Origin of the sequence: Streptomyces sp. TLI_185 (assembly GCF_003814765.1) — a bacterium.
In the GTDB taxonomy this organism is placed as follows: domain Bacteria; phylum Actinomycetota; class Actinomycetes; order Streptomycetales; family Streptomycetaceae; genus Streptomyces.
The window spans coordinates 1,488,994-1,508,407 of sequence record NZ_RKRB01000001.1 but is presented as its reverse complement, the minus strand read 5'-3'; the positions used below and the strand labels follow the sequence as shown (position 1 = coordinate 1,508,407).

The following is a 19,414-nucleotide window of genomic DNA, read 5'->3' as shown; positions in this document are numbered from 1 at the left end:
TCCTTACGGCTGACCGCACTTCGTGTCATGCATTCCGTCGTTTTCCTTGAATGCCGGTGTTGCTTTCCCGTGCATGGGAAAGGCAGTGAATCCACGGGAAAGGTTCGTGGTCGCGTCGCAGGCCGGGACGGGGCTGGCCTGCATTCCCAATGCGGACACCGGCGGCCGCCGTGATCCGGTTGTGCGACGCGGCACATGCTGACTTGACAGGGAGGATCAGAGTGATCGTCTTGCCGAGTTCCATGTCGTCGGCCAGACAGCAGCCCAGGCCCAGGGGCGTCATCCGGGCCAGCCAACTCAGGCCCTGGCGCTGGTAGTCCCGCAAGGTGGCCGCGAGAGCCCTGGGCTGCGCGACCGGCTCCTGCGACTCCGGGGCCGCGAGCCGCTCCCGCAGGGCCGCCAGCCACCCCGTGGGATGTACGTCGACCCGGCGACCGTCGACCTCCGTCGAGCCCGTCAGTGCGGCTCCGATCGCGTCGATGGGTGTGATCTTGCGGTCCTGCTGGGCGCGGCGCGCCTCCCGGGGGTCGACGAGGAGTTGCAGGGCGAGCACCGCAGCCGAGCCCCAGAAGGCGACCCGGCCGGTGCGGGCCGGGTCACCGGGCACGAAAACGGACCAGGAGTTGGCCAGTTCGGAGATCTCTGACGGTGTTGCCGTGGGGATCCTCTGCACTGCGAAGCCGCATTCCTCAAATTTGACTACTGGGGTCGGGGTCGCCGAGGGTACAGCATTCGGCGGGCAACCGGGATACGGCCGAGTCGCCACCCGGCCGTCTCGCTTCGGAGGTGTCGTAAGCCCCCCGGCGCACCACCGGCTGCCCCCCGCCCGTACACGGGTGGTGGCGTCATGGTCGCAACAGGTCATCGTTTCGTACGTTTCCTCAGGTCAGCCTGTTGCCCCAGAGAGCCGGAGACCGGACATGCCCGAGCCCACCACAGCGGTCGCCGAACCCCTTTGGGGAACGCGCGACGCACCGCCCGCCGGAAGCGAGTTCGCGCCCCTCCTGCGCACGGTCCGCGGCCAGGGACTGCTGGAACGGCGCCGCACCTGGTACGCGCTCGGCATCGCCGGCAACGCACTCGCCCTGGCGGGCATCGTCACCGGCATCGTCCTGACCGGCGATTCCTGGTGGTCCCTGCTCCTGGCGCCGCTGCTCGCCGTGTTCGGTGCCCGCACGGCCTTCATCGGCCACGACGCGGGCCACTCCCAGATATCCGCCGGAAAGTCGGCGGCCCGCATCATCGGCCTGATCCACGGCAACCTGCTCCTGGGCATGAGCTACGCCTGGTGGAACGACAAGCACAACCGCCACCACGCCAACCCCAACCACATCGACAAGGACCCGGACGTCGTCGCCGACGTCCTCGTCTTCACCGGCGCGCAGGCCAAGGACCGGTCGGGATTCCGGCGCTGGCTGACCCGCAACCAGGCCTGGCTCTTCTTCCCCCTCACCCTCCTCGAAGGCGTCGCCCTGAAGATCCACGGCTTCCAGGACCTGCGCCGGCAGTCACCCCGGGAGCGCGCGGTGGAGGGCCTGCTGCTGGTGACCCACGTCGCCGCCTACGCGACGCTGCTGCTCACCTCGCTCTCCCCGGGCAAGGCCCTCGCGTTCGCCGCCTTCCACCAGGCGCTGTTCGGCCTGCACCTGGGGCTGGCCTTCGCCCCCAACCACAAGGGCATGGAGATGCCCGACCCGAACGGCGAGCGCTGGGGACATCTGCACCGGCAGGTGCTCACCTCGCGCAACATCCGCGGCGGCATCCTGACCGACTGGTTCCTCGGCGGCCTCAACTACCAGATCGAGCACCATGTCTTCCCCAGCATGCCCCGCCCCCATCTCCGGCTCGCCCAGCCCCTGGTGCGCGCACACTGCCGGGAGTTGGGTATTCCCTATGCGGAGACCGGACTCGTCGACTCCTACCGGCAGGCCCTGCGTCACCTGCATGCAGTGGGGGAGCCCCTCAGGGCGGAATGACGGACAGTGTTCTCAGGGACGAGTCGGGGTCGTACCTCAGGGACGTCTCAGGGTCGTGGTCCGGAACCGCGGGAGGCGCGGGCCCGTTTTCAGGACAGAGAGCGGCACAGGCCGCGAAGGAGGCGACGTACATGTCGAACAACGCGAAGATCGCCATAGGAGGTGTGGCGCTCGGGCTCTTCCTGTGGATCTGGCTGCCCTTCTGGGCGGTGGTCCTGATCGTCCTCGGAGTCCCGACCGCCGCATACCTCACGCTGGACCCCTCGCAGCGGCGCAGGCTGCGCCGCATCACCCGCAAGGAGCTCGGCCGCTGAAGCACTACCTCAAGGGATCGGCCCGGTCGGCCAGCGCGCAGGAGTCGACCACATCGCCGTCCGCGGGCCGTGCGACGGTATGGTCCGCGGGCGGCTGCGCGCCCGTCTCCACCCAGGAGACCAGCGCGTCGAACGCCGAGCGGTAGCAGGGCAGGATCGGCCGCAGCCGGGCCGGATAGGTGTCGTACAACCCGTCGACGTGCGTGCCGCCCTGGATCGTGTAGTAGCGGTGCAGTGCACCCCGTCCGCTCGCGGCCACCATGCGCGCGTACACGTCCGAGTCGGCGGCCTTGGGCAACAGTGCGTCCAGGTCGCCGTGCAGCGTGATCAGCGGTCGGCCGATGCGCCCCGTGAGCGCCACGCGGGCCACCGCGCGATGGACGGATGCTGGCCGCGACGCATAGTCGTACACCGCGTCGGCGGGGCACGGCGACAGGATCTGCTCCGCGGTGCTGCCGGCGGACGGGCCGGGGCAGCCGGGGTCGTACGTCGGGTCGAACTCGGCGCGGTAGATCTTCTGTGTGACGCCCCAGTACGCCTTCTCGTGGTACGGCCACAGAAACTCCGAGCCACGCGCGAAGCCCACCGCGTACAGGTCCTCGTCCCGCGCCGAGCCCAGCATCCGCGCCACCGCCGTCGGCAGCGAGGTGAGCAGGCTCGGGCCGTCCGCGGTCCACAGCGCGCCCTCCCAGTCCACGCCGCCGTCGTACAGCTCCGGGTGGTTCTCCAACTGCCAGCGGGTGAGATAACCGCTGTTGGAGATACCGGTCATGAACGTGCGGCGCGGTGCGTGCCCGTACCGCTGCGCCACCGCGCGTTTGGCCGCCCGGGTCAGCTGAGTGGTCCGCACGTTCCACTCGGCGACCGCATCACCGGGCCGCGATCCGTCACGGTAGAAGTCGGCACCGCTGTTGCCCTTGTCGGTCGCCGCGTACGCATACCCGTGGGCGATCACCTCGTCGGAGATCGCCGTGTCCGTCGCGTACTGCCTGCGCGTACCTGGGGCACCGGTGACCACCAGGCCGCCGTTCCAGTGGTCGGGCAGCCGGATCACGAACTGCGCGTCGTGCCGCAGGCCATGGGTGGTGTTGAAGTGCGAGGAGTCCGGGAAATAGCCGTCGATCTGCAACCCAGGAACCCCGGAGGGGGTGCGGGTCGCCTTGGCCGTCAGTCCGGCCTGATCGGCCATGTCGGTGTAAGGCGTACCGGCGAGCCCGGTCGTGGTCAGGTCGGGCAGACAGGCGCTCTGCTGGAAGGCGGCGCCCGGCACGTGCACCCGCTCCTGGTGGACACAGTGATCCCCGCCGACTGCCGTGGCCTGGGCGGGAGCCGGCCAGGTGATGGCCGCCGCCACCAGGGCGGCGGCAGCGAGCGGAACACCACGGGACGGACGCATGACGGACCTCCAGGGCAGGACGGCAGAGAACGACGCCCGCGGGGGAGCTGGCGCCGACGGCTGCCCCATCGTGCGGTCCGGCCTCCACGGCATCCATGGGCCGGGACCACATGGCACGCGCCCGCCGCATGGCGTCTCAGAACAGGGGCCGCGGGTGAAGTGCCGTGCGAGGGAAGGAGATCGACGCAAGCACTCCGGCGCAAGCTTCGCCGCTGTTGCCGACGCGCTATTGCCGACGATCGTGCCGTGCCGTCGCAGAGCCTGTCCCGACAGCCTCACGACCGCCCGATGCCGCGGACTCGTCCGTACGCCTGGGGGTCCTGGTTGTTGCCCTGCCCGGCACGCACGTCAACGTGCCCGTCAGCACCCTGGTGTACAGGACAGCGCCCCGCCGCGGCAGCGCGTGCGGGGCGCGGGTCCTGCGCTCACTCAGCTGGGCCGCACGGCCATCTTGTCGAGCGCCTCGAGCAGACCCGGCAGCTCCGGTCCGCGGCCGACGGGCAGCACCTCGCCGGGCTCCGCGTCGAGCAGCACGAACGCGATGTCGTCGGTACGGGCGACGAGCGACCAGCCCGGACCGTCGGCACGCAGGGTCCGCGCGTCGCCCGGGGCGAAGGACGACCGGACGCGGCCGAGAGGCGGCGGAGTGTCCACGTACGCGCGCGCCTCGGCGAGCACCCGCCGGACTCCGCCGTGCCGCGGCTGCCCGTCCGCACGCCCGTCCACCTGCTCGCCCGCCGCGGCCTGAGCGTCCTCCTGCTCGGCGTCCTCCGCAGCCTTTTCTGCGTCCTCCGAGGCCCCGTCAGGAGTCGAAAAAGCGGCGTCGTCGATCTGCTCCCGCCACACTGCCCACTGCAGCGCGATCTCGTCAGCGCCCAGCCGCCGCTGAGCCGGCCCCCACCTGCTGGTGTCCGGCGGCGCCAGCGGCGGACCGTCCGCGACCTCGGGGCCGGGATCGTGCGGCTCGGGCACGCCGGGAGCCGCCACCGCGACCGCCAGGGGCCAGCCCGGCAGCGCGGCCACGACCGAGCGCTCGTCCGGCGACAGGTCGTACTCCATCCCGCAGTCCCAGGACGCGATCGCGACGGCGACCAGAGAGACGTCGTCGACCACGACCGTCCACCGGGCGCCGTCGCCGTCCTGGCCGAGCACCAGGCCGTATCCGTCGGCGAGCGGCGCGAGGCCGAGCGCCGCGCAGGCTTCCGGATAGTCGTCGCCCAGCACGCTCGGGAACTTCGCCGGCGTCAGAAGTACCGCCGTGAGCACATAAAGCGCATCGTCCGCGGCGGCGACGGCGTCCTCGTCCGTCCCGGCCATCCCAGCCTCCCCATCGATTCATCCGATCGCGCGCACCCTAGTGCGAGCGGAAGCAGCTTGTCACGACTCACAAGCACACCCGGAGCTGCAGTTTTCCGGCTGGACGGGGCGAATCGACCGCACCTGATCCGACGCGTCAGGCCGCCGGGAGCCCCAGAAGCGCGCGGGCCACCGTCCCCGGTGACTCGTCGCGCTCCCGCGCGAGCGCAATGACCGCACGGCACGCCAGCTCGTTGACCCCGAAAGACAGCGCCTCCGGCGACACCCAGCCCGCCGCCTCCTCGATCCGGTCCTGGTCGTCCTCCGCGCACGCCGAGACGTATGCGGCCGCGGCTTCGAAAAGATTGTGTGTACGTTTGTCCCCGCGGTCGCTGATGTCCGCGCGAACGGCGTTGAGGAATCTCGCACAGGACTTGCGCACCCTGCCCAACATGCTGACCACCTTCCCCCTGCGTGGTTGCCCTGGCCGATCGTTCATCTCCTGCTATTCAACGTAGAGTTGGACCTCCGGCGACAGAAGGGGGACGTCGGGGTGAAGCGCGTCCAGCGGCTCGTACGCCGTACCCGGCATCGGGCGGATGCTCGCCGAGACGGCGGAACTCACCGGTGGTGGATCGACGCCTACAGGCGCTCCGGCCGTCGCCCCACGAGACCGTCGCCGCCGCCGTCCACTACCGCAGCCTGGGCCGGCACATGGGCATCAAGAGCTGTCCGAACGGCTACGAGCTGAACGAACTGGGCACCCGTCCGGTTCCCGGGGTGCAAGGCTGCCCCGTGCGGCGCGTGAACGGATCAGCCGTCGAGTGACCCGATCGTCTCCCGCAGCCAGGCGAGTTCGGCCCGGGACGTGGCCCGCGCGATGGTCAGCAGCCCACGGCGGAAGGGATCATCCAGTTCCTCGGCGCGCAGCGGCCGGTCACCGTCGTAGAAGAAGCTCGCCGGTTCCTCCAGGAAGGCCAGCCTGCGCCGGAGCACGGCCGCCTGTGCTGCCGGGTCGTCGAGGTGGCGCAGGAAGGCGAGGACCGTGAACCACCGGTTCTCGTCGGTGATGTCGCGCAGGTTGGGCTCGGCGAGCCGCCGCCGCAACTCACCTCTGCCCTTCTCGGTGAGCGTCAGGACGTGACGCGGGGCGGCCACGGCCCCGGGTTCCGTGGCGCGTGCCAGCAGGCCCGCATTCTCCAGGCGCTTGATCGCCGGGTACAGGGTGCTCTCGGCGACCGGCTTCACATGACCCGTCAGCGCGGTGATGCGCTTGCGCAGCTCGTAGCCGTGCAGTGGGGCGTCATACAGGAATCCGAGGATGGCCAGCTCCAGCATGCCCGCATTCTCCCTCACGAGCGCTGTACATCGCCAGTCTTGTATATCGACTTCGCTATACCTCGGTGGCGATGTATCTTCCTGGCGAGTCGAGAGTGACCGTCGTGCACCAGGGAGGACGCCATGAAGCAGGCCGAGTTCGACGGCAGGGGAAGCTGCATCCGCTGGACGGAGACGCCCGGCGAGGAACCCGCACGCGTGTACGTGCACGGACTGGGCTCGATGTCGGCCGTGTACCACGCGCACATCGCGGCCCGCCCCGAACTCGCGGGCCGACGCAGCCTGTTCGTCGATCTGCCCGGGCACGGCACCAGTGATCGCCCCCACCACTTCGGCTACACCCTCCAGGAGCACGCTGAAGCCCTGGCCGCCGCCCTGGACGCGGCGGGCCTGACGGAAGCGGAGCTGGTGGCGCACAGCATGGGCGGAGCCGTCGCCATCGTGCTCGCCCACCGGCGGCCCGACCTGGTCTCCCGGCTGGTCCTCACGGAGGCCAACCTCGACGCCTCCCCGCCGCCCACCGCAGGCAGCAGCGGCATCGCCGCCCACGAGGAGGACGCGTTCGTCGACGGCGGCCACGCGCGCGTGCTGGAGAGTGTCGGCCCTCTGTGGGCGGCGACCATGCGGCTGGCAGATCCGCGCGCCCTGCACCGCTCGGCCGTCGGCCTGCGGCGCGGCTCGGAGCCCGTCATGCGCAGCATCCTCGAACGGCTGCCGATCGAGCGCGTCTATCTGCAGGGCGAGCTGAGCGGTGAACTCGCGGGCAGGCAGGCCCTGGAGGCGGCGGGTGTGCGCGTGGTGACGGTGGCCGGCGCGGGCCACAACGTCATGTTCGACCACCCCGACGTCTTCGCGGCGGCAGTCGCCGGCCGCTGCTGAGCCGTCAGTCTTCCCGCGCGGCCAGCGCCAGGAAGCGGGCGTCCTCGTCGACGTACGAGGTCATCCGCCAGCCCGAAACGGCCAGCAGCGGACGGAGGTTGGGCTCCGCGCGCAGGTCGTCCGGAGTGATCCGGCGGCCCTGCCGTGCCGCCAGTGCCGCCCGGCCGATGGGGTGGAACAGCGCCAGTGTGCCGCCGGGGCGGACGACGCGGGCCAACTCCCGTAGATTCTCCGCCGGTTGGGGAAGATGAGCGATCAGCCCGGCGGCGAACACCGCGTCCAGCGCCTCGGACCGCAGCGGCAGCGCGGCGACGTCGGCGAGCAGCAGCTGCCCGTCGTGGCCTCTGCCGGCCAGTACGGCGGCCTGGAGCATCGCGGGGGTCAGATCGGCCCCGACGACCACTCCCGAGGGGCCTACGGCGGCGCGCAGCGGCGTCAGGGCCCGGCCGGTGCCACAGCCCGCGTCGAGCACCCGGTCGCCCTCGCGCAGCCCGAGCTCGGCGACCGCGGCGGCGTAGGCGGGACCGTCGTCGGGGAACCGGCTGTCCCAGTCGGCGGCTCGGGCGCCGAAGAATTCCTGGACATGTGTGTGGTCGTCGCTCATGTTCCGCATGATCCCTCACCGACACGGATGACGCTGCGGCGCACATGTTCGAGCGGGGTGCGATCGTTCAGGTGCATCTCTGCGTCATATTCCAACACCTTTCGAAATGCGCGCCCTTTGTGCGCCCCTGCCAGGACTAGCGTCCCGGGGCCATGGGACACCTGGACCACGCCACCTTCGGCTGGCTTACCCCCGTGCTGTCGTATGTGATGGCCTGCATCGGCGCCGCACTGGGACTGCGCTGCACGGTCCGTGCGCTGGGCGCCACCGGGCGCTCGCGCCGCAACTGGCTCATCACCGCGGCCTCCGCGATCGGCACCGGCATCTGGACCATGCACTTCGTGGCCATGCTCGGCTTCGGCGTCAGCGGCACCGACATCCGCTACGACGTGCCGCTCACCATCGTGAGCCTGCTCGTCGCCATGATCGTGGTCTGTGCCGGCGTCTTCGCCGTCGGCTACAGCCGTGACCGCACCCGCGCGCTCTTCCTCGGCGGACTCACCACCGGCGTCGGCGTCGCGAGCATGCACTATCTCGGCATGGCCGCGGTGCGGCTGCACGGCCACGTCAGCTACGACCCGGCGCTCGTCGCACTCTCCGTCCTGATCGCCGTCGTAGCGGCGACGGCGGCCCTGTGGGCGGGGCTCAACATCAAGTCGCCCATTGCCGTCACCGTCGCCTCCCTGATCATGGGCGCCGCGGTGACCAGCATGCACTACACCGCGATGTTCGCGGTGAGCGTCCGCGTCACACCCTCCGGCCACGCCCTGCCCGGGGCCACGGCGATGCAGTTCATCTTCCCCCTCGCCGTCGGCCTCGGCTCCTATCTGTTCCTGACCTCGGCCTTCGTCGCGCTGTCGCCGACGACCGGGGAGCGCGAGGCATCCGCCTCGGCCCAGCGGCCGGTCGAGAGCGCCGTCGCCCGCTAGCGACGGCCCGCCCCGCCCCGCCCCGTACCACTCCCGAGCGAGGAGGCCATGCGTACACCCCGTAGGACCCCCAGCCCCGGCGCCGAGGCGCCGCCTTCGCCTCCCGTGCGCGGCCGTCGCGCCCACGCCGGCCCGCCCGCCGACGAGGTCCCGGACGAGACCGCGGGCGCGGCGTCGGCTGACGCACCCGCGCCCGGGGGCCGCTGGCGGATACGACCGCGTACCGTCCGCGCCAAGATCGTGTGCCTGCTGATGGTTCCGGTGGTCTCGCTGCTGGCCCTGTGGGCGTACGCCACCGTCAGCACCGCCCAGGACGTGGCCCGGCTACGGCAGTTGCAGCGCGTCGACTCCCAGATCCGCACCCCGGTGGCCACGGCCGTCGCCGCACTGCAGGCCGAGCGCTCGGCCGCGGTGCGCTCTGCGACCGCACCCTCGGCCGATCGTAGCGACGACTACAGGAAACTCGCGGACCGCACCGACCAGGCCGTGGCAGGGCTGCGGCTCGGGGGCGACCACACCGTCGCCGACAGTGAGGAACTGCCCTCCGGAGTGGCCCAGCGGCTCAAGGCCTTCGTCGCCGGGGCCGAACAACTGCGTTCCCTGCGCGCCGCGGTGCTCGACCGCCGCGCGAACTGGGACACGACGTACGGGCAGTACACCAGGACCATCAACAGCGCCTTCGCGGTGGGCGGCGCGCTCACCGGCATCCAGGACGCCGATCTGGGCTCCGACGCGCGCGTGCTGCTCGAATTCTCCCGTGCGGGCGAGGCGTTGGCCCAGGAGGACTCGGTGCTCTCGGGTGCCCGCCTGACCCGTGGGCTCAGCGGTGAGCGGCTGCGGTTGTTCACCGGAGCCGTCGACACTCGCCGCACGCTCACCGAGGCCGCCGTCGCCGACCTGAGCGGCCCCGAGGGCACCGCCTGGCGCACCCTCGCCGACGGCAACGCCTACGCCACCCTGGGCCGTACGGAGGACCGGATCCTCGCCGCCGCCCCGGGCGGGCGCGCGATCGCCGCGGCACCCGAAGCCACCTGGAACCCGGCGCACGCGCGCGTGCAGGACGGGATGCGGACGATCGAGCAGGACGCCGGGCGCGGCGTCGCACACCGCGCCGACCCGTTCACCCGCGGACTGCTCACCCCGGCCGGCGCCGCGGTGCTCCTCGGCCTTGCCGCGGTGGCCGCCTCGCTCGTCATCTCGGTCCGCATCGGACGCGGCCTCGTCGTCGAACTGGTCAGCCTGCGCAACAGCGCCCTGGAGATCGCCCGCCGCAACCTCCCCGAGGCCATGCGGAAGCTGCGCGCCGGCGAGGAGATCGACATCCAGGCCGAGGCCCCGCCGGGACCACCCGCCGAGGACGAGACCGGACAGGTCGCCGAGGCCCTCAGCACGGTCCACCGCGCCGCCCTGCGCGCCGCCGTCGAACGCGCCGAACTCGCCAGCGGCATTTCCGGGGTGTTCGTCAACCTCGCCCGCCGCAGCCAGGTTCTCGTCCACCGCCAACTGAGCCTCCTCGACAGCATGGAACGCCGCTCCGACGACCCGAACGAGCTCAGCGACCTCTTCCGGCTCGACCACCTCACCACCCGCATGCGACGCCACGCCGAGAGCCTGATCATCCTCTCCGGAGCGGCACCCGGCCGGGCCTGGCGCATGCCGGTCTCGCTGACCAACGTGGTGCGCGCGGCCGTGTCCGAAGTCGAGGACTACGCGCGCGTGGAGGTGCGACAGCTCCCCGAGGCAGCCGTCGTCGGCTCGGCCGTCGCCGACCTCACCCACCTCCTGGCCGAGGTCGTCGAGAACGCGGCCCAGTTCTCGCCGCCTCACACGCGCGTGCGCATCACCGGCGAACCCGTCGGCAACGGCTATGTGATCGAGGTCGAGGACCGCGGCCTGGGCATGGGCACGGAGACCCTCACCGAGGCCAACCGCCGCATCGAACAGTCCGAGGCCCTCGACCTCTTCGACAGCGACCGGCTCGGCCTCTTCGTGGTCAGCAGGCTCGCGGCCCGCCACGGCATCAAGGTGCACCTGCGCACCTCCCCCTACGGCGGCACCACCGCGGTCGTCCTGCTGCCCACCGCCCTGCTGCACGGCGGCGCGGCGGAACGTTCCCCCGGCAAGGCCGCGGACCAGCAACGGCCGGCGGAACGCGAGTACGCGCGCGTGCCCGGCGCCGTCCCCCACCAGGACTCCGTCCCGGCGACGACCGAGCGGCCCGCCCTGGTGGCCCACGCACCGGCCGCGGTGGACACGACGTCCGACACCCCACCCCCCGGAGTCACCACCTTGCGCCTGCACCGTCCCCCGGAGGACACCGAAGAGTCCGACGACCTGCCCCGCCGCGTACGCCAGGCAAGTCTCGCCCCCCAACTGCGCGAACAGCGCTCCGAGGAGCCCGCCCAACCGCCGGCCTCCGCCCGCGACGACCGGCGCACCCCCGAGGTCGTGCGGGACCGCATGGCTGCCTACCGCGACGGCTGGACGCGCGGCGGCGGCAGGCAACCCGGCCGCGGCGTGGGACCGGATCCCACACCGCGCAGCGACAGCAGCGAAGGAGACCGCGCATGATCCAGGACCCGAGCACGAGGACCGACCGGCGTTCCGGCGAACTCGATTGGCTGCTGGACGACTTGGTGCTGCGCGTGAGCGAGGTTCGGCACGCCGTGGTGTTGTCCAACGACGGGCTCGCGGTGGGCGCCTCGAGCGACCTGCGTCGCGAGGACGCCGAACACCTCGCCGCCGTGGCCTCCGGCTTCCACAGCCTGGCCAAGGGCGCGGGACGGCACTTCGGCGCCGGCGGGGTCCGCCAGACCATGGTGGAGATGGACGACGGCTTCCTGTTCGTGGCCGCCGCGGGCGACGGCTCCTGCCTCGCCGTACTCACCGCCGTCACCGCCGACATCGGCCTGGTGGCCTACGAGATGGCACGACTGGTCAAACGCGTCGGCGAGCACCTGTACACGCCGACCCGTGTCACAGCGCGGCCGCCGGCCGCCCGATGAGACACAAGGGTGGCGCGCGCACATGAACGCCGACAGCACCGGCACCCCGCTCGAGCCGGGCAGCCAGTGGTACGACGGCGAGGCCGGCCCCCTCGTCCGCCCGTACGCCATGACGGGCGGACGCACCAGGCCCGGCCCCACCGGGGTTCGCTTCGACCTGATCGCCCTGGTCACCCTGGACACGGGCGCGCCCGGCGTCGACGACGACACCGGGCTCGGGCCGGAACACCGGGCCCTGATCGACCTGTGCCGCACCGAGACGCAGTCGGTCGCCGAACTCGCCGCGGGCGCCGACCTGCCCGTAGGCGTGGTCCGGGTGCTCCTGGGCGACCTGCTGGAACTCGGCTGCGTCACCGTCAGCCGTCCCGTACCGCCCGCACAGCTTCCTGACGAACGGATTCTGCGTGAGGTGATCGAAGGGCTACGGGCGTTGTAGATGACAGTTCACCACCACCCGGTCCCGTACGGGGCAACCCGGCACTCCCGAGAGAAGTGATCGATGGTCTCCGAGCACTCCGACGAGCAGGGCGGCGAGACGGCCGCACTGGCGTTGAAGATCCTGGTCGCCGGCGGATTCGGCGTGGGCAAGACTACCCTGGTGGGCGCGGTCAGCGAGATCAGGCCGCTGCGCACCGAGGAACTACTCAGCGAGGCAGGCCAGTTGGTGGACGATACCGACGGCGTGGACCAGAAGGTCACCACGACCGTCGCCATGGACTTCGGACGCATCACCATCAGGTCCGGCCTCTCCCTGTACCTCTTCGGCACACCGGGCCAGGACCGCTTCTGGTTCCTGTGGGACGAACTGTCGCAAGGAGCCCTGGGTGCCGTGGTCCTCGCCGACACCCGGCGCCTGGAGGACTGCTTCCCGGCGGTGGACTACTTCGAGCACCGGCACATCCCGTTCGTGGTCGCCGTCAACTGCTTCACGGGCGCCCGCACCTACGGCGCCCAGGACGTCTCCCGCGCCCTCGACCTCGACCGGGGAACACCGGTGGTGCTGTGCGACGCCCGTGACCGCGACTCGGGGAAGGAAGTGCTGATCCGGCTCGTCGAGTACGCCGGGCGGATGCACACCGCCCGGCTGCTCGACTCGGTCGGCTGACGGGCACTCCCGGTGGGGGCCCTGCTCAGCTCGCGACGGCCTTCTCCGCCAGCACCTTGTCGATCGTGACCCGGACGAGGAGTTCCCCCGGCACGCCGTTGCGGGCCCCGAACTCCTCGGCACGCTCCTCGCCCATGTAGCGCGCCCCGATGCGGGCGGCCCACTGCCTGAGCTCGTCGAGATCCTCCGAAATCCGGGCACGGCCCTGCAGGACGACGAAGTCGAAGGGCGGCCGGTCGTCGTCCACGCACAGCGCGACCCGGCCGTCACGCACGACATTGCGCCCCTTCACGCTCGTGCTCGCGGTGTTGAACACCACGTCGTCTCCGTCGAGCACGAACCAGATCGGGGTCACGTGCGGACTGCCGTCGGCCCGGACGGTCGCCAGCTTTCCGGTGCGGGTGCCGTGCGAGACGAAGTCCCGCCATTCCTTGTCGGTCATCTTCTGCGCCATGCCCCTATCCTCCTTGCCCGGGCCGCGGTCGTGGTGAAGGCTGGCGTGGAGATCCTCCGGCCAGGGGGAGTCATCACGCGGGGAGACCGGATCATGGTGCAGAACCAGGGACTTGGCTGGCTGTTGGACGACCTGACCGAGCGCGTCGAACATGTGCGGCACGCACTGGTCCTGTCCAACGACGGCCTTGTGACGGGAGCGAGTACGGGACTGCGGCGCGAGGACGCCGAACATCTTGCCGCCGTCTCGTCCGGACTGCACAGCCTGGCCAAGGGCTCGGGACGCCACTTCGGCGCGGGCAGAGTGCGCCAGACGATGGTCGAGTTCGACGACGCGGTGCTGTTCGTGACCGCCGCCGGCAACAGCAGCTGTCTGTGCGTGCTCAGCGGTGCCGAGGCCGACATCGGCCAGATCGCCTACGAGATGACCCTGCTCGTCAACCGAGTCGGCGAACACCTCGGCGTGGAGGCCAGGCAGCCCGAGCGAACACCGACCACAGAGATCTGACCTGCAGGTTTGCCGTCTCCCGTGGAGTTATCCACAGGCTCGCCACGAGATCCGCCGCAGCGGCTACGGTTTTTCCCGAGGCCGCGCGAACGGCGCGAGCCACAGACTCCACGGGGGAGACCGGCCATGTCAGGCAACACTGTCACACAACCGCACAGCACCTCCTGCACGCCGAGCCGCGCGGCACGCGAACTGGGGCTCAGGCGAGGCGAGTTCGACCTCGCCGTGGACCTCGGATGCATCCGCACCCTGCCCGACGAAGGGGGCGGGGGCCGGCGGGTCACCCGCACGGAGATCGACCGGCTGCACGCCGAGGACGGCTTCCCCGAGGCGCTGAAACGACGGGTCGAAACCGTGGGCACGAAGGAGGCAGCGGCCCTTCTGCAGGTGACGCCCGGCAAGTTCACTCGGCTGGCCCGGCTCGGCGTGGTCAGGCCCGTCAAGTTCTATCTCAACCGGTACCGGGCCGTGGTCTGGCTCTATCTGGCAGAAGAGCTAAGGCAGTTCGCAGCCGACGAGAACAACGCCCCGCTGCTGATGGGCCGAACGCCCTCCGGTGCGCGGGAGCAGCTCGTGGCGGGGCTCGACCTGCGGCCCCGTAACTGGCGCTCGCGGCACCTCGGATTCCTGCTGCGGCGGGCCGACAACCATCCGTGGGCGTGCGCCGCGGCCGTGGCCTCCCTCCTCGACGCCGTCCAGGTCGCGGAAATCGTCCAGGACCCCTACGAGAGGGTCCACTTGAACCGGTTCCGTCCCAGGCCGCAGGGCCACGGCGCACCGGGTTCGCCCGCCGCGCACCTGGCCGAGAGTCTCACCATGGCGGAGGACCCGGACGAGATCGACTGGCTGCGAGCCGATCTCGCACAGGCAGTCAGCCATGCGCGCGCACTCCAGCCCGCGCCCCGCCCGACCGCCAGGCCCAGGCCGGCGGAAGCACGGGATCAGGAACGCCCCGCACCGCCGACGGCTGCGGCACACAACCCGCCTGTGCCGTCGACGGCTGTGGCAAACGACTCGCCCGTGCCGTGCACGGCGGTGGCACAGCCCTCACCCGCACCGTCGGCGGGTGCGGCACACAACGCGCCCATGCCCTCCATGGCCGCGGCACAGGACCCACCCGTGCCCTCGACGGCCGCGGCGCAGGCCCCGCCCATGCCTTTCACGGCCGTGGAAAAAGCCCCGCCCGTCCCCGAGGAACCGGGACGCTCACACGGCCTGCTGGGCTGGCTACGCCGCAGAACTCCGTGAGCTACAGCGCCCGGAACAGACCTTCCTGGACCACCGACACCAGCAGCCGGCCCTCGACGTCGTAGATCCGCCCGCGGGCCAGGCCCCGGCCGCCCGTTGCGACAGGCGACTCCTGGTCGTAGAGGAACCACTCGTCCGCGCGAAACGGGCGGTGGAACCACATGGCGTGGTCCAGCGAGGCGATGTCGAAGCTCCGTGGGCCCCACAGGGGTTCGACCGGGATGCGGACGGCGTCCAGGAGGGTCATGTCGCTGGCGTAGGTCAGCGCGCAGGTGTGCACGACCGGGTCGTCGCCCAGCGGCCCGACCGCGCGCATCCAGACGGCGCTGCGCGGCTCGGCGTCCTTGGCCTCCTCCACGGTCCAGCGCAGCCGGTCCACGTAGCGGATGTCGAAGGGCTGACGGCGCGCCATCCGCTCGTACTGCTCGGGCAGTGCACCCAGATGCTCCCGGATCTCCTCGGTGACCGTCGGCAGGGACTCCGGGGCCGGGACCTTACGGGCCGGCGGGAGCTGGTGCTCGAAGGAACCTTCCTCAGGCTTGTGAAAGGAGGCGGTGAGATTGAAGATCGTGCGGCCCTGCTGCACGGCGGTGACCCGGCGGGTGGTGAACGACCTGCCGTCCCGCACCCGTTCGACCTGGTACACGATCGGCACACCCGGGCGGCCCGGGCGCAGGAAGTACGCGTGCAGCGAGTGCACCGGACGCTCGCCGTCCGTGGTGCGGGCGGCGGCCACCAGTGCCTGGCCCGCGACCTGGCCGCCGAAGACCCGCTGCAGGGACTCCTGCGGGCTCAGGCCGCGGAAGATGTTGACCTCGATCTGCTCCAGGTCGAGCAGGTCGACCAGTCTCTCGGCCGGGTTCGTCATGCGGGGGATTCTCCTTGACTCGCGACTCGGCTCACAGCTGGCCGACGTCGGTGACGCGGACGACCGCACGGCCCTCGGTGTCGGAGGCCGCGAGGTCGACCTCCGCGCTGATGCCCCAGTCATGATCGCCGTTCGGGTCGGCGAAGATCTGGCGAACGCGCCACAGGCCGTGCTCCGGCTCCTCCTCGATGAGCAGCAGCTTGGGGCCGCGGGCATCCGGGCCGGTGCCCAGGTCCTCGTACTCGTCCCAGTACTTGTCCATCGCCTCGCCCCATGCGTCGGCGTCCCAGCCCGAGTCGGCATCCAACTCGCCCAGTTCCTCGACCTGGTCGAGGGCGGCGAGCTCCACGCGGCGGAACATGGCGTTGCGGACCAGGACCCGGAAGGCGCGGGCGTTGGAGGTGACCGGCTTGACCTCGTCGGCCTTCTCCTGGGCCTCCTCGGCGGTCATCTCCTCCGGGTTGGCGAGCTGCTCCCACTCGTCCAGCAGGCTGGAGTCGACCTGGCGGACCATCTCACCGAGCCACTCGATGAGGTCCTGCAGATCTTCGGACTTGAGGTCGTCGGGGATGTTGTGGTCGAGGGTCTTGTAGGCGCTGGCGAGGTAGCGCAGGACGATGCCCTCGGTGCGGGCCAGCTCGTAGAAGGACACCAACTCCGTGAAGGACATGGCCCGTTCGTACATGTCCCGGATGACGGACTTCGGCGACAGCGGATGGTCGCCCACCCACGGGTGGCTCTTGCGGTACGTGTTGTAGGCGTGGAAGAGCAGCTCCTCCAGGGGCTTGGGGTAGCTGATGTCCTGGAGGCGCTCCATGCGCTCCTCGTACTCGACGCCGTCCGCCTTCATCGCGGCCACGGCCTCGCCCTTGGCCTTGTTCTGCTGGGCGACGAGGATCTGCCGCGGATCGTCCAGTGTCGACTCGACGACGGACACCATGTCCAGGGCGTAGGACGGCGATTCGGGTTCGAGGAGTTCGAACGCGGCGAGCGCGAACGTGGACAGCGGCTGGTTGAGCGCGAAGTCCTGCTGCAGATCAACAGTGAGGCGGACGATGCGGCCGGTGGCGTCCGGCTCGTCGAGCTTCTCGACGATGCCGCCGTCCAGCAGCGAGCGGTAGATGGCGATCGCCCGCCGGATGTGCCGCAGTTGCTGCTTGCGCGGCTCGTGGTTGTCCTCCAGCAGATGGCGCATCGCCTCGAAGGCGTTGCCCGGGCGGGCGATCACCGACAGCAGCATCGTGTGCGTCACCCGGAAGCGGGAGGTCAGCGGCTCCGGATCGGAGGCGATGAGCTTCTCGAAGGTGTTCTCCGTCCACCCGACGAAGCCCTCCGGAGCCTTCTTGCGGACGACCTTGCGGCGCTTCTTCGGGTCGTCGCCCGCCTTGGCGAGCGCCTTCTCGTTCTCCACGACATGCTCGGGGGCCTGGGCGACGACAAAGCCGGCCGTGTCGAAACCGGCCCGCCCGGCACGGCCGGCGATCTGGTGGAACTCACGGGCGCGCAGCGTGCGCACACGGCTGCCGTCGTACTTGGTCAGCGCCGTGAACAGCACCGTGCGGATGGGCACGTTGACGCCCACACCGAGCGTGTCCGTTCCGCAGATCACCTTCAGCAGACCGGCCTGCGCCAGCTTCTCCACCAGGCGCCGGTACTTGGGCAGCATCCCGGCGTGGTGGACGCCGATGCCGTGCCGCACGTAGCGGGAGAGGTTGCGGCCGAACTTGGTGGTGAAGCGGAAGTTGCCGATCAGCTCGGCGATCTGGTCCTTCTCCTCGCGCGTGCACATGTTGATGCTCATCAGGGCCTGCGCCCGCTCCACGGCCTGCGCCTGCGTGAAGTGCACGATGTAGACCGGAGCCTGCCGGGTCTCCAGCAGCTCGGTCAGCGTCTCCGTGAGCGGGGTGAGCCGGTATTCGTAGGAGAGCGGGACCGGGCGGGTCGCCGAGCGGACCACCGACGTGGGGCGGCCGGTGCGCCGGGTGAGGTCCTTCTCGAACATCGCGACGTCGCCGAGCGTGGCCGACATCAGGACGAACTGCGCCTGGGGCAGCTCCAGGATGGGGATCTGCCAGGCCCAGCCGCGGTCCCCCTCCGCGTAGAAGTGGAACTCGTCCATGACGACCTGGCCGACGTCCGCGTCCTTGCCGTCGCGCAGCGCGATCGAGGCGAGGACCTCGGCGGTGCAGCAGATGACGGGCGCGTCCGAGTTGACGGATGCGTCGCCGGTGAGCATGCCGACGTTCTCGGTTCCGAAGATCTTGCACAGTTCGAAGAACTTCTCCGAGACGAGCGCCTTGATCGGAGCGGTGTAGAAGGTGACCTCGTCCCGGGCCAGGGCGGCGAAGTGCGCACCGGCAGCGATCATGCTCTTGCCGGAGCCGGTGGGCGTCGACACGATCACGTTCGCACCGGAGACCACCTCGATCAGCGCCTCCTCCTGATGGGGATAGAGGGTGAGACCTCGCTCCTGGGCCCACGACTCGAAGGCTTCGTAGAGGGCGTCGGGGTCGGCGGTCGGCGGCAGCTGATCGATGAGGGTCACGCACCCATCTTGCCTGGCGTCCTCCCCCATAGGGGAATCGGTTGTCGGCAGGAAGATCACGACCAGTACGCTGTGACGCCGACGGAGCGTCAGCGCACCCGGTCAACTGGACAGCGGCACAAGAGGAATGGGGCGGGGAACGGCCATGATGGGACCAGCACACTCACTGTCGGGCGCTGCCGCCTGGCTCGGCGTCGGTGCGGCGGCCGCGGCGGCCGGGCACCCGATGCCCTGGCCGGTCATCCTGGTCGGCGCTCTGATCTGCGCCGGAGCCGCTCTCGCCCCGGACCTGGACCACAAGGCGGCCACCATCTCCAGGGCCTTCGGCCCCCTTTCGCGCGGGCTGTGCGAGATCGTCGACAAGCTCTCCTACGCCGTCTACAAGGCGACGAGGAAGCAGGGCGACCCGCGCCGCTCCGGCGGCCACCGCACGCTCACCCACACCTGGCTTTGGGCGGTCCTGATCGGTGCGGGTACGTCGGTCGCGGCCATCACCGGTGGCCGCTGGGCGGTGCTGGCCATCCTCTTCGTCCACATGGTGCTGGCCATCGAGGGCCTGTTGTGGCGGGCGGCCCGCGGCTCCAGCAGCGACGTGCTGGTGTGGCTGCTGGCCGCGACCAGCGCCTGGATCCTCGCCGGCATCCTGGACAAGCCGGGCAACGGCTCGGACTGGCTGTTCACCCAGCCCGGCCAGCAGTACCTGTGGCTGGGGCTGCCGATCGTGCTGGGTGCGATAGTCCACGACATCGGGGACGCGCTGACGGTCTCCGGCTGCCCGATCCTGTGGCCGATACCGGTGGGCCGCAAGCGCTGGTACCCGATCGGCCCGCCGAAGGTCATGCGGTTCCGGGCCGGCAGCTGGGTCGAGCTCAAGGTGCTGATGCCGGTGTTCATGCTGCTGGGCGGGGTGGGCTGCGCGGCCGCGCTGAACTTCATCTGAGGCAACCGGC

General features: G+C 70.8%; 19 protein-coding genes and 2 pseudogenes. 12 read left to right on the top strand and 9 right to left on the bottom strand.

Annotation, left to right across the window (positions count from 1 at the left end):
* Nucleotides 1-214 precede the first annotated feature (214 nt).
* Nucleotides 215-538 (bottom strand): annotated as a pseudogene (locus tag EDD92_RS06785) (SNF2-related protein); the annotation flags it as partial.
* 382 nt (nucleotides 539-920) lie between these two features.
* On the opposite strand from EDD92_RS06785, the gene EDD92_RS06780 reads away from it, so the two are divergent.
* Together EDD92_RS06780 and EDD92_RS06775 are read left to right on the top strand one after the other, a co-directional pair.
* Complete coding sequence (locus tag EDD92_RS06780) at nucleotides 921-1,976, top strand: acyl-CoA desaturase (RefSeq protein WP_123963465.1); 1,056 nt, start codon at nucleotides 921-923, stop codon at nucleotides 1,974-1,976.
* Between the two features lie 131 nt (nucleotides 1,977-2,107).
* The gene (locus tag EDD92_RS06775; RefSeq protein WP_123963464.1) at nucleotides 2,108-2,290 is read left to right on the top strand and encodes a hypothetical protein; all 183 of its coding nucleotides are present in this window, start codon (nucleotides 2,108-2,110) and stop codon (nucleotides 2,288-2,290) included.
* Nucleotides 2,291-2,294: 4 nt separating this feature from the next.
* On the opposite strand, the gene EDD92_RS06770 is transcribed toward EDD92_RS06775, so the two are convergent.
* From EDD92_RS06770 to EDD92_RS06760, 3 genes are all read right to left on the bottom strand, one after another.
* Nucleotides 2,295-3,686 carry a tannase/feruloyl esterase family alpha/beta hydrolase gene (locus EDD92_RS06770; protein WP_123963463.1) on the bottom strand — a complete coding sequence of 464 codons (1,392 nt, stop codon included), beginning with the start codon at nucleotides 3,684-3,686 and terminating at the stop codon, nucleotides 2,295-2,297.
* A gap of 429 nt (nucleotides 3,687-4,115) precedes the next feature.
* Nucleotides 4,116-5,003 carry a hypothetical protein gene (locus tag EDD92_RS06765; protein WP_123963462.1) on the bottom strand — a complete coding sequence of 296 codons (888 nt, stop codon included), beginning with the start codon at nucleotides 5,001-5,003 and terminating at the stop codon, nucleotides 4,116-4,118.
* Nucleotides 5,004-5,139: 136 nt separating this feature from the next.
* Nucleotides 5,140-5,436 carry a hypothetical protein gene (locus tag EDD92_RS06760; RefSeq protein ID WP_123963461.1) on the bottom strand — a complete coding sequence of 99 codons (297 nt, stop codon included), beginning with the start codon at nucleotides 5,434-5,436 and terminating at the stop codon, nucleotides 5,140-5,142.
* A 177-nt stretch (nucleotides 5,437-5,613) separates the two neighbouring features.
* Between EDD92_RS06760 and EDD92_RS52095 the strand changes: the two are divergent.
* Nucleotides 5,614-5,810: pseudogene (locus EDD92_RS52095) on the top strand (hypothetical protein); the annotation flags it as partial.
* On the opposite strand, the gene EDD92_RS06750 reads toward EDD92_RS52095, so the two are convergent.
* Nucleotides 5,796-6,320, bottom strand: a complete 525-nt coding sequence (locus tag EDD92_RS06750; protein ID WP_123963459.1) for a PadR family transcriptional regulator — start codon at nucleotides 6,318-6,320, stop codon at nucleotides 5,796-5,798. The pseudogene EDD92_RS52095 and the gene EDD92_RS06750 sit on opposite strands and share 15 nt — an antisense overlap.
* Nucleotides 6,321-6,443: 123 nt before the next feature.
* On the opposite strand from EDD92_RS06750, the gene EDD92_RS06745 reads away from it, so the two are divergent.
* Nucleotides 6,444-7,199, top strand: coding sequence for an alpha/beta fold hydrolase (locus EDD92_RS06745; protein WP_123963458.1), 756 nt, complete (start codon nucleotides 6,444-6,446; stop codon nucleotides 7,197-7,199).
* A 4-nt stretch (nucleotides 7,200-7,203) separates the two neighbouring features.
* Here the strand turns inward: EDD92_RS06745 and EDD92_RS06740 are convergent, their stop codons facing one another.
* Nucleotides 7,204-7,803, bottom strand: coding sequence for a class I SAM-dependent methyltransferase (locus EDD92_RS06740; RefSeq protein WP_123963457.1), 600 nt, complete (start codon nucleotides 7,801-7,803; stop codon nucleotides 7,204-7,206).
* A gap of 152 nt (nucleotides 7,804-7,955) precedes the next feature.
* Here EDD92_RS06740 and EDD92_RS06735 point away from each other — a divergent pair, with 152 nt between their 5' ends.
* The 5 genes from EDD92_RS06735 (at nucleotide 7,956) to EDD92_RS06715 (ending at nucleotide 12,842) form a co-directional block, all read left to right on the top strand.
* Nucleotides 7,956-8,732 carry an MHYT domain-containing protein gene (locus tag EDD92_RS06735; protein WP_030931534.1) on the top strand — a complete coding sequence of 259 codons (777 nt, stop codon included), beginning with the start codon at nucleotides 7,956-7,958 and terminating at the stop codon, nucleotides 8,730-8,732.
* A 48-nt stretch (nucleotides 8,733-8,780) separates the two neighbouring features.
* Nucleotides 8,781-11,303: a nitrate- and nitrite sensing domain-containing protein gene (locus EDD92_RS06730; protein WP_123963456.1), complete on the top strand. Its 2,523-nt coding sequence runs from the start codon at nucleotides 8,781-8,783 to the stop codon at nucleotides 11,301-11,303.
* Nucleotides 11,300-11,737, top strand: a complete 438-nt coding sequence (locus EDD92_RS06725; RefSeq protein ID WP_123963455.1) for a roadblock/LC7 domain-containing protein — start codon at nucleotides 11,300-11,302, stop codon at nucleotides 11,735-11,737. Before EDD92_RS06730 ends, EDD92_RS06725 begins: the two co-directional genes overlap by 4 nt.
* Before the next feature lie 22 nt (nucleotides 11,738-11,759).
* Nucleotides 11,760-12,173 carry a DUF742 domain-containing protein gene (locus tag EDD92_RS06720; RefSeq protein ID WP_123963454.1) on the top strand — a complete coding sequence of 138 codons (414 nt, stop codon included), beginning with the start codon at nucleotides 11,760-11,762 and terminating at the stop codon, nucleotides 12,171-12,173.
* A gap of 63 nt (nucleotides 12,174-12,236) precedes the next feature.
* A complete protein-coding gene (locus tag EDD92_RS06715) occupies nucleotides 12,237-12,842 on the top strand; it encodes an ATP/GTP-binding protein (protein ID WP_030931526.1) in 606 nt (201 codons plus the stop codon).
* Nucleotides 12,843-12,867: 25 nt separating this feature from the next.
* On the opposite strand, the gene EDD92_RS06710 is transcribed toward EDD92_RS06715, so the two are convergent.
* Nucleotides 12,868-13,296, bottom strand: a complete 429-nt coding sequence (locus EDD92_RS06710) for a PPOX class F420-dependent oxidoreductase (protein ID WP_123963453.1) — start codon at nucleotides 13,294-13,296, stop codon at nucleotides 12,868-12,870.
* A 93-nt stretch (nucleotides 13,297-13,389) separates the two neighbouring features.
* Between EDD92_RS06710 and EDD92_RS06705 the strand changes: the two genes are divergently transcribed.
* The gene (locus EDD92_RS06705) at nucleotides 13,390-13,803 is read left to right on the top strand and encodes a roadblock/LC7 domain-containing protein (RefSeq protein ID WP_030931522.1); all 414 of its coding nucleotides are present in this window, start codon (nucleotides 13,390-13,392) and stop codon (nucleotides 13,801-13,803) included.
* Nucleotides 13,804-13,929: 126 nt separating this feature from the next.
* Nucleotides 13,930-15,051: a DUF6397 family protein gene (locus EDD92_RS06700; protein WP_123963452.1), complete on the top strand. Its 1,122-nt coding sequence runs from the start codon at nucleotides 13,930-13,932 to the stop codon at nucleotides 15,049-15,051.
* A gap of 1 nt (nucleotide 15,052) precedes the next feature.
* Here the strand turns inward: EDD92_RS06700 and EDD92_RS06695 are convergent, their stop codons facing one another.
* Both EDD92_RS06695 and EDD92_RS06690 read right to left on the bottom strand, forming a co-directional pair.
* Nucleotides 15,053-15,919, bottom strand: a complete 867-nt coding sequence (locus EDD92_RS06695; protein ID WP_123963451.1) for an acyl-CoA thioesterase II — start codon at nucleotides 15,917-15,919, stop codon at nucleotides 15,053-15,055.
* A gap of 31 nt (nucleotides 15,920-15,950) precedes the next feature.
* A complete protein-coding gene (locus EDD92_RS06690) occupies nucleotides 15,951-18,464 on the bottom strand; it encodes a DEAD/DEAH box helicase (protein ID WP_123963450.1) in 2,514 nt (837 codons plus the stop codon).
* 145 nt (nucleotides 18,465-18,609) lie between these two features.
* Between EDD92_RS06690 and EDD92_RS06685 the strand changes: the two genes are divergently transcribed.
* Nucleotides 18,610-19,404 (top strand): metal-dependent hydrolase, encoded by a 795-nt coding sequence (locus EDD92_RS06685; protein ID WP_123963449.1) that lies wholly within the window; start codon nucleotides 18,610-18,612, stop codon nucleotides 19,402-19,404.
* Nucleotides 19,405-19,414 lie beyond the last annotated feature (10 nt).

Bases quoted from the DNA above. Each gene is read 5' to 3' on its own strand.
- EDD92_RS06710 (WP_123963453.1), bottom strand. From the start codon at position 13,296: ATGGCGCAGAAGATGACCGACAAGGAATGGCGGGACTTCGTCTCGCAC.
- EDD92_RS06735 (WP_030931534.1), top strand. From the start codon at position 7,956: ATGGGACACCTGGACCACGCCACCTTCGGCTGGCTTACCCCCGTGCTG.
- EDD92_RS06725 (WP_123963455.1), top strand. From the start codon at position 11,300: ATGATCCAGGACCCGAGCACGAGGACCGACCGGCGTTCCGGCGAACTC.
- EDD92_RS06705 (WP_030931522.1), top strand. From the start codon at position 13,390: ATGGTGCAGAACCAGGGACTTGGCTGGCTGTTGGACGACCTGACCGAG.
- EDD92_RS06720 (WP_123963454.1), top strand. From the start codon at position 11,760: ATGAACGCCGACAGCACCGGCACCCCGCTCGAGCCGGGCAGCCAGTGG.
- EDD92_RS06740 (WP_123963457.1), bottom strand. From the start codon at position 7,803: ATGAGCGACGACCACACACATGTCCAGGAATTCTTCGGCGCCCGAGCC.
- EDD92_RS06775 (WP_123963464.1), top strand. From the start codon at position 2,108: ATGTCGAACAACGCGAAGATCGCCATAGGAGGTGTGGCGCTCGGGCTC.
- EDD92_RS06730 (WP_123963456.1), top strand. From the start codon at position 8,781: ATGCGTACACCCCGTAGGACCCCCAGCCCCGGCGCCGAGGCGCCGCCT.
- EDD92_RS06695 (WP_123963451.1), bottom strand. From the start codon at position 15,919: ATGACGAACCCGGCCGAGAGACTGGTCGACCTGCTCGACCTGGAGCAG.
- EDD92_RS06700 (WP_123963452.1), top strand. From the start codon at position 13,930: ATGTCAGGCAACACTGTCACACAACCGCACAGCACCTCCTGCACGCCG.
- EDD92_RS06745 (WP_123963458.1), top strand. From the start codon at position 6,444: ATGAAGCAGGCCGAGTTCGACGGCAGGGGAAGCTGCATCCGCTGGACG.
- EDD92_RS06780 (WP_123963465.1), top strand. From the start codon at position 921: ATGCCCGAGCCCACCACAGCGGTCGCCGAACCCCTTTGGGGAACGCGC.
- EDD92_RS06715 (WP_030931526.1), top strand. From the start codon at position 12,237: ATGGTCTCCGAGCACTCCGACGAGCAGGGCGGCGAGACGGCCGCACTG.
- EDD92_RS06685 (WP_123963449.1), top strand. From the start codon at position 18,610: ATGATGGGACCAGCACACTCACTGTCGGGCGCTGCCGCCTGGCTCGGC.
- EDD92_RS06750 (WP_123963459.1), bottom strand. From the start codon at position 6,320: ATGCTGGAGCTGGCCATCCTCGGATTCCTGTATGACGCCCCACTGCAC.
- EDD92_RS06760 (WP_123963461.1), bottom strand. From the start codon at position 5,436: ATGTTGGGCAGGGTGCGCAAGTCCTGTGCGAGATTCCTCAACGCCGTT.
- EDD92_RS06765 (WP_123963462.1), bottom strand. From the start codon at position 5,003: ATGGCCGGGACGGACGAGGACGCCGTCGCCGCCGCGGACGATGCGCTT.
- EDD92_RS06770 (WP_123963463.1), bottom strand. From the start codon at position 3,686: ATGCGTCCGTCCCGTGGTGTTCCGCTCGCTGCCGCCGCCCTGGTGGCG.